9 protein-coding genes are annotated in these 13763 nt (G+C 72.4%); 3 read left to right on the top strand and 6 right to left on the bottom strand.

Translation table 11 applies throughout. The features are described from left to right. Positions 1 to 530: 530 nt before the first annotated feature. The 6 genes from MF672_RS39700 to MF672_RS39675 all read right to left on the bottom strand — a co-directional run bounded on the left by MF672_RS39700 (position 531) and on the right by MF672_RS39675 (position 9413). Positions 531 to 3152 (bottom strand): ComEC/Rec2 family competence protein, encoded by a 2622-nt coding sequence (locus MF672_RS39700; protein WP_242381864.1) that lies wholly within the window; start codon positions 3150 to 3152, stop codon positions 531 to 533. 191 nt (positions 3153 to 3343) lie between these two features. Further along, a complete protein-coding gene (locus MF672_RS39695; RefSeq protein WP_242381863.1) occupies positions 3344 to 3793 on the bottom strand; it encodes a ComEA family DNA-binding protein in 450 nt (149 codons plus the stop codon). 749 nt (positions 3794 to 4542) lie between these two features. Beyond that, complete coding sequence (locus tag MF672_RS39690; RefSeq protein ID WP_242381862.1) at positions 4543 to 5385, bottom strand: DegV family protein; 843 nt, start codon at positions 5383 to 5385, stop codon at positions 4543 to 4545. 14 nt (positions 5386 to 5399) lie between these two features. Beyond that, a complete protein-coding gene (hutI, locus tag MF672_RS39685; protein WP_242381861.1) occupies positions 5400 to 6608 on the bottom strand; it encodes an imidazolonepropionase in 1209 nt (402 codons plus the stop codon). A 601-nt stretch (positions 6609 to 7209) separates the two neighbouring features. After that, positions 7210 to 8637 (bottom strand): GTPase HflX, encoded by a 1428-nt coding sequence (hflX, locus tag MF672_RS39680; RefSeq protein ID WP_242381860.1) that lies wholly within the window; start codon positions 8635 to 8637, stop codon positions 7210 to 7212. A gap of 83 nt (positions 8638 to 8720) precedes the next feature. After that, positions 8721 to 9413, bottom strand: a complete 693-nt coding sequence (locus MF672_RS39675; protein ID WP_242381859.1) for a DUF4097 family beta strand repeat-containing protein — start codon at positions 9411 to 9413, stop codon at positions 8721 to 8723. A 148-nt stretch (positions 9414 to 9561) separates the two neighbouring features. On the opposite strand from MF672_RS39675, the gene aceB reads away from it, so the two are divergent. From aceB to MF672_RS39660, 3 genes are read left to right on the top strand one after another with little or no spacing between them, the layout of a single operon-like run. Beyond that, positions 9562 to 11139, top strand: a complete 1578-nt coding sequence (gene aceB / locus MF672_RS39670) for a malate synthase A (protein ID WP_242381858.1) — start codon at positions 9562 to 9564, stop codon at positions 11137 to 11139. 9 nt (positions 11140 to 11148) lie between these two features. Further along, on the top strand, positions 11149 to 12585 hold the full coding sequence (locus MF672_RS39665) for an FAD-linked oxidase C-terminal domain-containing protein (RefSeq protein ID WP_242381857.1): 1437 nt from the start codon (positions 11149 to 11151) through the stop codon (positions 12583 to 12585). Positions 12586 to 12593: 8 nt separating this feature from the next. Further along, on the top strand, positions 12594 to 13763 hold the full coding sequence (locus MF672_RS39660; RefSeq protein ID WP_247815659.1) for an FAD-binding oxidoreductase: 1170 nt from the start codon (positions 12594 to 12596) through the stop codon (positions 13761 to 13763).

Genomic DNA, 13763 nt, shown 5'->3' with positions numbered 1-13763 from the left:
CCCGGCCAGAGGGCGGAGATCCACGCGAGACACCACACCTGCTGCCAGTGCTCCAGGGCGAAGGCATCGGCAGGGCGAAGGCATCGGCAGGGCGAAAGCGCCCGATGGGCGGCGGCGCCGGGGGACCGAGACGCCGACAACGCGGCGGCGAAGCGGGGCGGCAGCGCAGCGGTCTGGCGGCCTGGCGAGACTTCGCGGCGGCGAGACCCCACAGCGAAGGGGTGCCGCGACGGCGAGGCTCCGCAGCGAAGGCGTGCCGCGACGGCGAGGCTGTGCGGCCAAGGGGTGCTCAGGCGGCGAGACGGCAGCGCGACGGAACGGAGACGCCGACAGGGACGGAGACGGCGGCAAGGCGCAGGCGCGGCGGCCCAGCGACTCAGCGCTACGGAGACGCGGTGACACGAAGACACGGAGACACGGCGGGACACGGCGGGACACGGCGGGACAGCGGGACACGACGGACGTAGCGGGACACGGCCGGACACGACGGACGTGGCGTGACACGGCGGGACGCAGGGGCGGTAGGGCGGTCATTGAACTGGGTCGGGTGGGGCTGTGGGGTTGCCGTGGGCGAGGACTGCCAGTCGGCCGTCGCGCTCCACCACGGCCAGGTCGCCCGAGCGGTCGGTGCGGTACGGGGTTGCGCCGATGCGTCGCAGCAGGGCGAGGGTGGACGGTGCGGGGTGGCCGTAGTCGTTGCGGGCGCCCACGCTGATCAGTGCCGCCCGGGCCCCGAGGGAGGCCAGGAAGGCGGGCGACTGCCGGTTGGATCCGTGGTGCGGTGTCTTGAGGATGTCGGCCCGTACCGGGAACCGATGCAGCAGCTCGTCCTGGGCCTCGGTTTCCAGGTCGCCGCCGAAGAGCATCGAGCCGGCGCGCCAGCGCACGTACAGCACGACGCTCGCGTTGTTGATCTCGCTGCCCTGACCTTGCCCCGGGGACGCGGCCCGGCCGGGCTCGGGCGCGATCACGCTCACCTCCGACGGCCCGAACCTCCACCGGCTGCCCGGGACCGCCGTCCACTCCGGGATACGGCGGCCGGCCAGATCGGCCGCGATGCGGGCGCTCGTCGCCGCGTTCGTGCGTTGCGGGGTGACGAGCACCGCGCTCACCCGCCGGTTCCTGAGGACGCCGGTCAGGCCGTCCACGTGATCGGCGTGTGGGTGGGTGAGGACGAGCAGCGGCACCTCGTCCACGCCAGCTTTTCGCAGGCATTTGTCCATGACGATCGGGTCCGGACCGGTGTCGACCACGACGCCCCGGCCTGCGCCGGCAGCGATGATCATCCCGTCGCCCTGCCCGACGTCGCACATGATCATGAGCCAGCCTTTCGGCGGCCAGGGTCCGACGAGCGGGCGGACGACCAGTACGGCCACCAGGGCAGCGGCCGCGATCGTCAAGGCCAGCGCTCGCCACGCGCGGCGACGGAGGATGAACAGCGACGTGGCCGCGGTGACCGCCAGCAGCCCGAGGCCCGTGAGCCCGCCCGGCCACGGCACCGTGGCGAGCGGCAGGTCGACTGCCCAGGCGGCGACCATGATGATCCAGCCGACCGCGTACCCGGCCGGTATGACCAGTAGTTCTGCGGCGTCGGGCCAGAAAGGCGCGACGAGCGCCGCCCCGAACCCGAGCAAGGTCGCCGGGGCCACGGCCGGGGCGACGAGCAGGTTGGCGAGCAGCGCCACCGGCGTCAGCTGGCCCGCCATCAGCACGAGGACAGGGGTCACCGCGACCTGCGCCGCCGCGGGCACGGCCACCGCTTCGGCCGCCCAGCGGGGCAGCCGGAGGCGGCGGGACCGGCGTTCCGCCGCTCGTGCGTCGTGCTTGTGGTCGTCCTTGTGGTCGTCCTTGTGGTCGTCCTTGTCCCTGCCCTTGGACCAGCGGTCGCGCCAGCGGGGGGCGAGGAGCAGGATGCCGGCGGTGGCCGCGGTCGAGAGGGCGAAGCCGTAGGAACGGGCCGGCTCGGGAGCGAACAACGTCAGCAGCAGCACCGTCGCCGAGAGCGCCGCCAGACCGTCCTTCGCGCGGCCGGTGGCCAGGGCGACGCAGGCGGCCAGGCCCATGAGGAGCGCCCGGAGGACGCTTGGCGAGGGACGGGCCACGACGGCGAAGCCGAGCATCGCGAGAGCGGCGAACCCGGCTCTCATGGGGAGGGAGAGGCCGATCAGCCGGGAGATCGCGAGCGTTGCGCCCGCGACGATGGCGAGGTTGGCGCCGCTGACGGCGTTGAGGTGGCTCATGCCGGTGTCTTTGAGGTCGGCTGACACCTGAGGGTCCATCTGGGAGACGTCGCCGACCACCAGGCCCGGCAGGAGGCCGCGCTGGTCCGGGGGGAGGATGCCGGCGGCGGTGCGCAGGCCGGTGCGCAGGTTGCCGGCCACTGTTTGGAGTGGTGAGGGAGGGGTCAGGACGCGTGGCGGGTCGCGGACCAGGAGGATGGCCGCTTCCAGGTCGCCGGGGGTGGGGAGCGCGAGGCGGCCGGTGACCTCTACCTGCTGGCTGGGCAGCAGTGTGCCCCAGGTGCGGCCGTCGGCGAAGACCGTGATCGGGACGTTGGTCTCCTGTCGTTGTCGATACCGGTCCTGGTCGAGGTTGGGGTTGGGGTTGGCGGACGTGGGGGCGAAAGGTGGGGGGTCGAAGGTGGTGAGGGTGGCCGGTACGACGTAGCTGTCCTGGTCGAAGTGCCGCCGTTGGCCTTGGTGGCGGGGTCTGCGTCTTGGGTCGTCGGTGATCGTGATCTGGGCTGTGATGGTCGCGTTCCGGGCCGCCAGGTCGGTGATCGGCCCGGTGGTGAGGGCGTGTATGCGGAGGGCGATCGATGCCGAGGCCGCTGCTGTGGCGATCAGGGTGGCGAGGGTGATGTTGCGCCAGGCGGGTGTGAGGAGCAGGCAGCGCCAGAGGCGGGGGGAGGAAGGAGGACGGGCATGGTGGCGGCGGGAAGAAGCGCCAGTGTAGGTGTCGGTGCGGGAGCCAGGGCTGCGGCCGGTGCGAGTCTGGGTGCGGGTGCGGGTGCGGGTGCGAGTGTGGGTGCGGGTGTGCCAGGCGATTGTGAACGCGGCTGCGGTTGCGCAGGCTGCGGTGATCGTGGCCGTGGTCGCGGAATGGCCCGGGAGGGTCAGGACGCCGGCCCAGGCGGCCAGGGCCGGCAGCATGAGTGGCCAGGATGGTTTGTGGGCTTCGAAGGGTGCGCCCTGCACGGGGGGTGCGCCCTGCACGGGGGTCGCGTCCCGGGCGGAGGTCGCGGTCCGTGTGTCGGGGCTGCGGGGCGGAACGGCGGATGGGGTGGGAGCTCCTTGAGGGTGGGCGGGTGCTTCGGCACGTGCGCATCGGGGGTGGTGGGGCATCAGAGGCGGACCTTCGGCTTGATCTCCTCGAACTTGCGCGGGCCTATGCCGGAGACCTCGCGTAGTTGTTCGATGCTGGAGAAGCCGCCATGGGAGTCGCGGAACTCGGCTATGCGGGCGGCGAGGACCTCCCCTACGCCGGGGAGTTGTTCTAGTTGGTCGGTGGTTGCGGCGTTCAGGTCGAGGATCGTCTCTGCGGGGTTCGGGCCCGCGGCGACGGTGCTGGGTTGGGGGGCGCCGACCACGATCTGTTCGCCGTCGAGCAGGCGTCTGGCGAGGTTGAGGGAGCCTGTGGCGGCATGGCGGGGCACGCCGCCGGCCGCCTTCACCGCGTCCGCTACCCGGGTGCCCGACGGGAGCAGGTAGACGCCCGGCTTGCGGACCTTGCCGGTGACGTGGACCGTCACCTTGGCGGTGGCGGTGGCGGTGGCGGTGGCCAGGGGCGCCATGGGAGTGGTCTGGGTGGGGGGTGGCAGGGGCTGCGGGGTGGGCTGTGAGCGCCAGGCGAAGTAGGCGGCGACGGCGATTGCCAGGGCTCCGACGGCGAGGAGTACGCGTAGGCCCGGTCTGCCGGGGTCGAGGGTGGGTGCCTGGGCGGTCAGGGCGGCGCGGAATGCCTGGAAGGAGGGCGGGATGGGGGCTGGACCGGAGCTCGGGTGAGGGGAGGGAGGCGGTTCGGCTCGATGCTTGTGGTCTTGAAGCGCCGGGGGCTCAGTGGATGGTGGCCGGTGGTTGTCCAGGGCGGCCGCTGGTGGGTGGGGGTCGTCGTTGGGCAGGGCGTGCCGGGAAGGGTGGTCGTCCCAGCGTTGGGGCGAGGTGGAGGTTTCGCTCTCGGGAGCCGGTGGACGGGGGGTTGGTGGTGAGGCGGTGGTGGAGGTGTTCGGACGGGATGGGGGCAGAGGGGTGCGGGTGGCGGAGAGGTCGTCGTTGTGCTGTGCGATGAGGGTGGTGATCTGGCGCAGGCCGGGGTGGCTCGTCGCGTCCGTGGTGTGGCGGTAGGGGAACAGACGGCGGGGGCGGCGAGGTGGGTTGATGATCGACCGTAGCCGGGACTCGGCTATGGCGCGCTCTGCGGCCGGATCGGGGGTTCGCACGCGAGAGAACGTACGGCCGCGGGCGGGTGCGGGGCGGGGCCGAGCGGCGTTCTGTGGATAGTGGTGGCAGTTCGGGGTTGGGGGGTGCGCTGCTGCCTTCGCGGTCAGGTGCGCGGGGTCAGGGTGATGCCGAGCATCCCTGGGCCGACGTGCACGCCGATCACCGGACCGACTTCGACCACCTGCAGGTCGGCCAGGGCGGGCAGGCGTTTCCGGAGGCGTTCGGCCAGGGCTTCGGCTCGGGGGCGGGCCGCAAGGTGCTGGACCGCGACGTTCACGGGAGCGTGGCCGGCGGCTTCCACCGCCAGGTCCTCCAGGCGGGCGATCGCGCGGGCGGCGGTGCGGACCTTTTCGAGGAGGGAGATCCGGCCGTCCACTATGTGGAGCAGAGGCTTGATCATGAGGGCGGAGCCGAAGAGATGGGCGGCGGCGCCTATGCGGCCGCTGCGGCGCAGGTTGTCCAGGGTGTCGACGTAGAAGTACGTCGTGGTGGACGCGGCGGAGTGACGGGCGGCCGACGCCACCTCTGCTAAGGGAGCGCCGGAGGCGGCCGCGCGGGCGGCGGCGAGGACCGGGTAGCCGAGGCCCATCGCGATGGAGCGGCTGTCGATCACCTCGACGGGGATGGGGGCGTCGCGGGCCGCGGCGCGGGCGGAGTCGACGGTGCCGGACATCTCCGCCGACAGGTGGACGGAGACGACGGCCGTGGCACCGGACTCGGCGAGGGCGGCGTAGCAGGCGGCGAAGCGGGCCGGGGAAGGGCGGGAGGTGGAGGTGTCCTCGTCGGCTGGATCGAGGGCGGGCAAGGAGGCCGACGGGGTGGAGGGGGTGGGGTCGTCGTACGGGGTGCCGTTGACGATGACCGTGATCGGGACCACCGTGACCCCCGCCACCACCCCGCCCAGCGACGCGGTCGAGTCGGTGACGACGGCGATGTGCGGCGGCATGGACCCGAGCTTAACTACTGGACGGGCGTCCCACCCCGCCACACCCGGCGCGGCCGCAGGCCGAAGGACCAGGCGAAGGCGCCCTCGTGGTCGGCGTCCCACTGGACGATGTCGGCGAGCCGCCCGGGAGCGAGGACGCCGCGGTCGGGGGCGCCGAGGACGGTCGCGCCGCCCAGCGTGGCGGCCCGCAGCGCGTCGTTGACGCTCATCCCGAACGCCGACACCGCCATGGCGATGACCAGCGACATCGAGGTGATGCCGCAGTAGCCGGGGTTGTGGTCGCTGCCGAGCGCGATCTGCACGCCGTGCTTGATCATCTGCCGCACCGGCGGCAGGTGGCCGCGCTGGAGGGCGGTGGCGGGGCAGACGACGGCGGGCACCCCGTAGCGCGACATGATCGCGATGTCCTCGTCGGACATGTGGTGCAGGCCGTCGGCGGAGGCGCAGCCGAGCTCGGCGGCGAGCTGGACGGCGCCGCGCCGGGCGAAGATGCCGGCGTGGACGCGGGGCAGCAGGCCGACGTTGCGGCCGGAGGCGAGGACCCAGCGGGATTCCTCGGTGGTGAAGTGGCCCTCGTCGCAGTAGACGTCGACGCTGTCGGCCCCGGCCGCCGCGGCGTCGGCGCACCAGGCGCCCACGGCCTCGACGTACTCGCGCTGGCGGCCGAAGTACTCGGGCGGCACGACGTGCGCCGCGAGGAACGTGACGTGCACCCGCGGCATCATCGGCTCCTTCTCCAGCTCGCGCAGGAGCCGCACGTCGGCGAGCTCGCCGTCGCGGGTGAGGTGGTAGCCGGTCTTGGCCTCGACGGTGGTGGTGCCGCTGAGCAGCCAGGAGCGCAGCCGCTCGCGCACGCCGTTGCACAGCGTCCAGGGGTCGGTGCCGCGGGTCACGGTGACGGTCGAGCCGACGCCGCCGCCCGCCGCGGTGATGGAGGCGGCGCTGGAGCCGCCGGTGCGGATGGCCAGCTCCGCGTAGCGGTTGCCGGCGTAGACGGGGTGCGTGTGGGCGTCGATGAGGCCGGGCGTGACGAGCGCGCCGCCGAGGTTCTCGACGTGGTCGACGTCGACGATGTCGTCGACGACTCCGGGCACGCTCTGCGGCAGGTCGGGCGCCCGCCCGACCCACGCGATGCGGTCGTTGTGCACGAGGATGGCCGCGTTGCTGAGGACCTCGTTGCCGGTCCACAGACGGCCGATGTTGGTCAGGAGCCGAACGGTCACCGCATCACCGCCCTGCGCGAGCCCCCGCGCGAGCGCATCGCCCAGCGCACGGCCTGTGCCGCGCCCACTGAGTCCGCTCCGGGTCCGGACGACATGGGGGGTCTCCTGCTCTCATCCGCGTTTGTTGTGCGGTGACCGTACCGCCGGAGTCATGATCCGGCGATTTCAGTTCAGTTACGTTATTTCACATATCGGGCCGGTGTACAGGGTTATTCGGAAGAAAGACCAGACATCCCAACCGTCACCCAGCCCCACCTCGTTCACGCGGCCCCCGCTGACGACTTCGACACCAACAGTCATCATGAGCAACCCAAGAGCCGAACCCTAAGCCAAGACAGCCAGACCTCCATCAGGTCTGGCCAATCGTAGCAATAGCCGGGGTTCCGGGACCACTGCCGCTTTTGGGCAGCCCTGCACGCTTTGCGGCAAGACCTCCCCAACCGTGCCGTGACGTGCCGCCGACTGCCCGCCCATCCCAGGCCCCCCCGGTCGGACGGTCTCGCCGGTGACATGACCCCGACAACCGGACCGCCCCACCGTACCGCAGCACGGCGGGGCGTCCCCGGTAAATCGTGAAAGTCCTTCTACGAACTGCGAGGCGCTACGAGACCCGCTCGACCGGCTTCCCGACCCGCTCCAGCTCCTGGGACAGGCCGGCCAGCACCCGGGCGTGCAGGATCGTGCCGTCCTCGACGTGGTCCACGGAGAGCACCTCGCCCTCCTTGTGGGCCCGTGAGATCAGGTCGCCCCGCTCGTACGGCACCAGCAGGTGCACCTCGTGGTCGAGCCGCGGCAGCTCCCGCTCGATGAGCTCCATGAGCTCGGGGATGCCCTTGCCGGTGCGCGCCGAGACCACGATGCTGTGCCGCTCGCGCCGCGTGATCCGGTCGATGACCTCCTGGTCGGCCGCGTCGGCCTTGTTGACCACGACGATCTCGGGGATGTCGGCGGCGCCGTCGATGTCGCCCAGGACCTCCCGGACGGCGGCGAGCTGTCCTTCGGGGTCGGGGTGCGAGCCGTCGACCACGTGCAGGATCAGGTCGGCGTCGGCGACCTCCTCCAGCGTGGAGCGGAACGCCTCGACGAGCTGGTGGGGCAGGTGGCGCACGAAGCCGACGGTGTCGGCGATCGTGAACAGCCGGCCCTCCGGCGTGCGCGCGCGGCGCACGGTCGGGTCGAGGGTGGCGAACAGCGCGTCCTCCACCAGCACGCCCGCGCCGGTGATGCGGTTGAGCAGCGAGGACTTGCCGGCGTTGGTGTAGCCCGCGATGGCGACGGCCGGCACCTCGCGCTGCTGGCGCGCGTGGCGCTTGGTGTCGCGGGCGGTGGACATGCCGCCGATCTGGCGGCGCAGCTTGGCCATGCGCTCGCGGATGCGGCGGCGGTCCAGCTCGATCTTGGTCTCACCGGGGCCGCGGCCGCCGATGCCGACGCCGCCGGCCGCCCGGCCGCCGACCTGCCGGGACAGGTTGCCGCCCCAGCCTCGCAGGCGCGGCAGCAGGTATTGGAGCTGCGCCAGCTCGACCTGGGCCTTGCCCTCGCGGCTCTTGGCGTGCTGGGCGAAGATGTCGAGGATCAGCGCCGTGCGGTCGATGACCTTCACCTTGACGATCTCCTCGAGCTGGCGGAGCTGGCCGGGGGTCAGCTCGCCGTCGCAGATCACGGTGTCGGCGCCGCTGGACTCGACCACGTCGCGGAGCTCCAGCGCCTTGCCGGAGCCGATGTAGGTAGCGGGATCGGGCTTCTGACGTCGCTGGACGAGGCCGTCGAGCACCTGGGAGCCGGCGGTCTCGGCCAGGAGCTTGAGCTCCAGCAGGGAGTTGTCGGCCTCCTCCGCGGTGCCCGAGGTCCAGACGCCGACCAGCACGACCCGTTCAAGCCGCAGCTGCCGGTACTCGACCTCGGAGACGTCCTGGAGCTCGGTGGAGAGGCCTGCCACGCGCCGCAGCGCCTGGCGCTCCTCAAGGTCGAATTCCCCGGTGTCGAAGCCGGTGGTCTCGAACTCGTCGAGCGCGGTGTTTTCGTGCATTCGTGTCATCTCTATGAGGGAACGTCTGGACACCTCGGTGTCTTCCCCGATGGTGGCACGACATCCCCCGGGTAAGCACCTGGTTATCCCGCTGACACGCTGACGTTGCCGGAGCCGGCCTTCAGCGAGATCTTGTTCGGCGAGGAGCGGTCGGTCTTGACCGAGACGTTCGCGTCGCCCGAGCCCAGGTCGGTCGTCACGTCGTAGGCGCCGTCGGGGACGTTGAGGGTGATGTCGCCGGAGCCGGCCTCGAGCCGCGCGCTGGCGGGGGCGCTGACGTAGGCGAGCTCGACGTCGCCCGAGCCGGCGTCGGCCACGACGTTCCTGCCGGCCAGGCCGCTGGCGTCCACGTCGCCGGAGCCCACGTGGACCTTCACGTCGCCGCTGAGGGCGCGCAGCGTGACGTCGCCCGAGCCGCTGTCGAGGTCGACGGCGACCCCCTTGGGGACCTCGATCTTGTAGTCGACGGAGCAGGTCCCGATGTTGGACGGGCACGAGTAGGACAGGGCCAGCGCGCCGCCGTCGACCTTGTGCTCGGCCTTCGGCTTGGCGTCGCCGCGCCAGCGCAGCGTCTCGGTGACCTTGACGGCCTTGCCGCCGGTCTCGGTGACCACGGTGTCGCCGGAGCCGCTGGTGAGGCGCAGCCCGGTGACCTGGTCGGTCACCTCGTAGGACGCGACGTCCTGGTTGGTGGGCCCGGCCAGGCTCTCCAGGCCGCACCCGGTCAGCAGCGCGGCGCCGGCCAGCAGGCCGCCCGCGATCACGATCGTTCTCATGCTCCGATCGTCGCGCCGCGGACCCCCTCTTCCCATCCGGGATGCCCCCCAGGACGCCCCGGAAGAACCCCTGTCTTTGACCCGGGAACCCCGAGCAGAGTAGCTTCACTTCCACAATCCAGAATCTATTTTCCACGAGGCGGAAAAAATGGAGATCAGCGGCCCGATGCTCGACCGGTTCGACGAGATCCTCACCCCGCAGGCGCTCGCGTTCGTGGCGGCTCTCCAGCGGGAGTTCGGCGCGAGGCGGCTGGAGCTGCTGGAGGCCCGTCAGGAGCGGCAGGCCGAGCTGTCGGCGGGCGGCACGCTCGACTTCATGCCCGGGACGAAGGAGATCAGGGAGGGCGACTGGCGGGTCGCTCCCCCGGCGCCGGGCCTGGAGGACCGGCGGGTGGAGATCACCGGCCCGGTGGACAAGAAGATGACCATCAACGCGCTCAACTCGGGCGCGAAGGTGTGGCTGGCCGACTTCGAGGACGCCAACTCCCCGCTGTGGGAGAACTGCGTCGGCGGCCAGCTCAACCTGCGCGACGCCCTCGACCGCACGATCGACTTCGAGACCGGCGGCAAGTCGTACGCGCTGCGCCCCGACGACGAGCTGGCCACGATCGTGGTCCGCCCGCGCGGCTGGCACCTGGACGAGAAGCACGCGAGCGTGGACGGCCGGCCGGTGTCGGGCTCGCTGTTCGACTTCGGGCTCTACTTCTTCCACTGCGCCCAGCGCCAGCTCGACAAGGGCAAGGGGCCGTACTTCTACCTGCCGAAGATCGAGTCGCACCTGGAGGCGCGGCTCTGGAACGACGTCTTCACCCGGGCGCAGGAGCTGCTGGGCATCCCGCACGGCACGATCAGGGCCACCGTGCTCATCGAGACCTACCCGGCCGCGTTCGAGATGGAGGAGATCCTGTACGAGCTGCGCGAGCACTCGGCGGGGCTGAACGCGGGCCGCTGGGACTACCTGTTCAGCGTGATCAAGAAGTTCCGCACCCGGGGCCGGGAGTTCCTGCTGCCGGAGCGGAACGCGGTGACGATGACGGCGCCGTTCATGCGCGCGTACACCGAGCTGCTGGTGCGCACCTGCCACAAGCGCGGCGCGCACGCCATCGGCGGCATGGCGGCGTTCATCCCCTCGCGCCGCGACCCCGAGGTCAACGCGGTGGCACTCGACAAGGTGCGGGCGGACAAGACGCGCGAGTCGGGCGACGGGTTCGACGGCTCGTGGGTCGCGCACCCGGACCTGGTGCCGATCTGCCGCGAGGTGTTCGACGGCGTGCTGGGCTCGCGGCCCAACCAGCTCGACCGGCTGCGCGAGGACGTCGCCGTCACGGCCGCCGACCTGCTGTCGGTCGCGCAGACCCCGGGCGACATCACCGACGCCGGCCTGCGCAACAACGTGGACGTGGCGCTCCGCTACCTGGCCGCGTGGATGGGCGGCTCGGGCGCGGTGGCCATCCACAACCTGATGGAGGACGCCGCCACCGCCGAGATCTCCCGCTCGCAGATCTGGCAGTGGATCCACAACGACATCAAGCTCGCCGACACCGGCCACCAGGTGACCAAGGAGCTGGTCGAGCACATCATCACCGAGGAGCTGGCCAGAATCGCGATGGAGCCCGGCTACGACGAGAAGCTGTTCGCCCAGGCCACGGCGCTGTTCAAGGAGGTCGCGCTGGACGACGACTTCGCCGAGTTCCTGACCCTTCCGGCCTATGCCCGGATGCCGTAAAAAGGCCTGATGGAGACGCTCACGGCGGCGTTGCGCTCGGTGCTGCCCCGCGACGCGGTGATCACCGACCCGGTGCGCCTGCGGACGTACGAGTGCGACGGCCTGACCTACCACCGGGCCACCCCCGGCGTGGTCGTGCTGCCCGCGACGGCCGAGCAGGTCGCGCGGGTGGTGCGGCTGTGCAACGACTTCGGCGTGCCGTTCGTGGCCAGGGGCTCGGGCACGGGCCTGTCGGGCGGCGCGCTGCCCCGCGAGGACGGCGTGCTCATCGTCACCTCCAAGATGCGCGCGATCCTGGAGATCGACCTGCCGAACCGGCGGGCGGTGGTGGAGCCGGGCGTGACGAACCTGGCCATCACCGAGGCCGTGCGCGAGCAGGGCTACTACTACGCGCCCGACCCCTCCAGCCAGCAGGTCTGCTCGATCGGCGGCAACGTGGCGGAGAACTCGGGCGGCGCGCACTGCCTCAAGTACGGCTTCACCGTCAACCACGTCGAGGCGTGCGAGATCGTCACCCCCGACGGCGACCTGGTCACGCTCGACCGCATGGACCCCGGCTACGACCTGCTGGGCGCGTTCATCGGATCGGAGGGCACGCTCGGCGTCGCCACCAAGATCACGGTACGGCTGAGCCGCGCGCCGGAGGCCGTCACCACGGTGCTGGCCGCGTTCGAGAGCATCGAGCAGGGCGGCCAGGCGGTCTCGGCGATCATCGGGGCGGGCATCGTGCCGGCCGCGATCGAGATGATGGACGCCCTCGCGATCGAGGCGGCCGAGGCCGCCGTGGCCTGCTCCTACCCGGCGGGCGCGGGGGCCGTGCTGATCGTCGAGCTGGACGGGCCGGCCGCCGAGGTCGAGCGGCAGTTCGCCCGGCTCAGAGAGCTGTGCGCGGGCGCGTTCGAGCTGCGCGTGGCGGCGGACGCGGCCGAGCGGGCGGCCATCTGGAAGGGCCGCAAGTCGGCGTTCGCGGCGGTGGGCCGGATCAGCCCGGCCTACATCGTCCAGGACGGCGTGGTGCCGCGCACCGCGCTGCCCGGCGTGCTGGCCGCCATCGACCGGCTCTCGGCCGAGCACGGCATCAGGGTGGCCAACGTCTTCCACGCCGGCGACGGCAACCTGCACCCGCTGGTGCTGTTCGACGACGCCGAGCCGGGCGCGGGCGAGCGGGCCGAGGCGGTCTCGGGCGCGATCCTGGACCTGTGCATCGAGCACGGCGGCTCGATCACCGGCGAGCACGGCGTCGGCGTCGACAAGGCGCGCTACATGCCGCGCATGTTCAGCGCGGCCGACCTGGACACCATGCAGCTCGTCCGGTGCGCGTTCGACCCCCGGGGCCTGGCGAACCCCGGCAAGGTGTTCCCCACGCCGCGGCTGTGCGGCGAGGTGCCGGGCGTGCGCAAGGGCGTGCACCCGCTGGTCGAGTCGGGGAAGGCGGAGCAGTTTTGATCGAGGGCGTGACGGTCCGGCCGGCGGACGCCGAGGACGCGGTCGGCGGGGTCCTCCCCCGGTGGGTGGCGCTGCCGGAGAGCGTCGAGGAGGTCGCGGCGGTGCTGCGGGCCTGCGCCGCGCGGGACCTCGCGGTCGTGCCCGCGGGCGGCGGCACCAAGCTCCACTGGGGCCTGCCGCCGGAGCGCTGCGACGTGCTGCTCGACCTGTGCTGCCTCAACGAGATCCTGGAGCACGCGGCCGGCGACCTCGTGGTCCGCGCCCAGGCCGGGGTCACCATGGACGCCCTGGCCGCCGCGCTCGCCGGCGAGGGCCAGGAGCTGGCGCTCGACGTGCCCTTCAGCGAGGGCGCGACGGTCGGCGGCACGCTCGCCACCGCGACCGCCGGCCCGCGCGCCTTCCGCTACGGCACCGCCCGCGACCTGCTCATCGGCGTCACCGTCGTGCTGCCGGACGGCACGGTCGCCCGCTCGGGCGGCAAGGTCGTCAAGAACGTCGCCGGCTACGACCTCGGCAAGCTCTTCACCGGCTCCCACGGCACGCTCGGCGTCATCGCCGAGGCCACGTTCCGGCTGCACCCGCTGCCCGCCGCGCGCCGCTGGGTGAGCGCCGAGGTCGCGGCCGCCGAGCTGCCGGGCCTGGCCGCCGCGCTGGCCGCCGCGCAGGCCGAGCCGAGCGCCGCCGAGGTGGACCGGCCCGAGCCGGACGCGCCCCCGGTCCTGTCGGTGCTGGTCGAGGGCGCGGCGGCGGACAGCCGCGCCGCGGCCGTGCGGGAGCTGATCGGTGGCGGCGAGGTCACCGACGCGCCGCCGCCCTGGTGGGGGCTGATCACCCGGGACGAGGTGCTGGTCGAGGTGCGCTTCCCGGCCACGGGCCTGGCCGCCGTGCTGGAGGCGGCGGCGCGCGCCGGGCTGGCGCTGCGCGGGTCGGTGCTGGCCGGGCGCGTGTGGCTGGAGGCGTGGCGGCCGGTCGGCGGTGACGAGCTGGCCGCGACGGTCGCCGGGCTGCGGCGGCGGGTGGAGGCCGCGGGCGGGCGGGTGAGCGTGACCGCCGCGCCGCCGTGCGCGGGCCTCGACCGGTGGGGGCAGGTGAGCGGGCTGCCGCTGATGCGGCGGGTCAAGGAACGGTTCGACCCCGGGCGCAGGATGTCTCCCGGCCGGTTCGTCGGAGGAATGTGA

It is taken from the genome of Actinomadura luzonensis, assembly GCF_022664455.2.
GTDB classification, from domain to species: domain Bacteria; phylum Actinomycetota; class Actinomycetes; order Streptosporangiales; family Streptosporangiaceae; genus Nonomuraea; species Nonomuraea luzonensis.
Note: the sequence above shows the minus strand (reverse complement) of the source record. Positions and strands in the feature narration are given on the sequence as shown.

Bases quoted from the DNA above. Each gene is read 5' to 3' on its own strand.
- MF672_RS39700 (WP_242381864.1), bottom strand. From the start codon at position 3,152: ATGCTGCCGGCCCTGGCCGCCTGGGCCGGCGTCCTGACCCTCCCGGGC.
- MF672_RS39690 (WP_242381862.1), bottom strand. From the start codon at position 5,385: ATGCCGCCGCACATCGCCGTCGTCACCGACTCGACCGCGTCGCTGGGC.
- hflX (WP_242381860.1), bottom strand. From the start codon at position 8,637: ATGCACGAAAACACCGCGCTCGACGAGTTCGAGACCACCGGCTTCGAC.
- MF672_RS39675 (WP_242381859.1), bottom strand. From the start codon at position 9,413: ATGAGAACGATCGTGATCGCGGGCGGCCTGCTGGCCGGCGCCGCGCTG.
- MF672_RS39665 (WP_242381857.1), top strand. From the start codon at position 11,149: ATGGAGACGCTCACGGCGGCGTTGCGCTCGGTGCTGCCCCGCGACGCG.
- aceB (WP_242381858.1), top strand. From the start codon at position 9,562: ATGGAGATCAGCGGCCCGATGCTCGACCGGTTCGACGAGATCCTCACC.
- MF672_RS39695 (WP_242381863.1), bottom strand. From the start codon at position 3,793: ATGGCGCCCCTGGCCACCGCCACCGCCACCGCCACCGCCAAGGTGACG.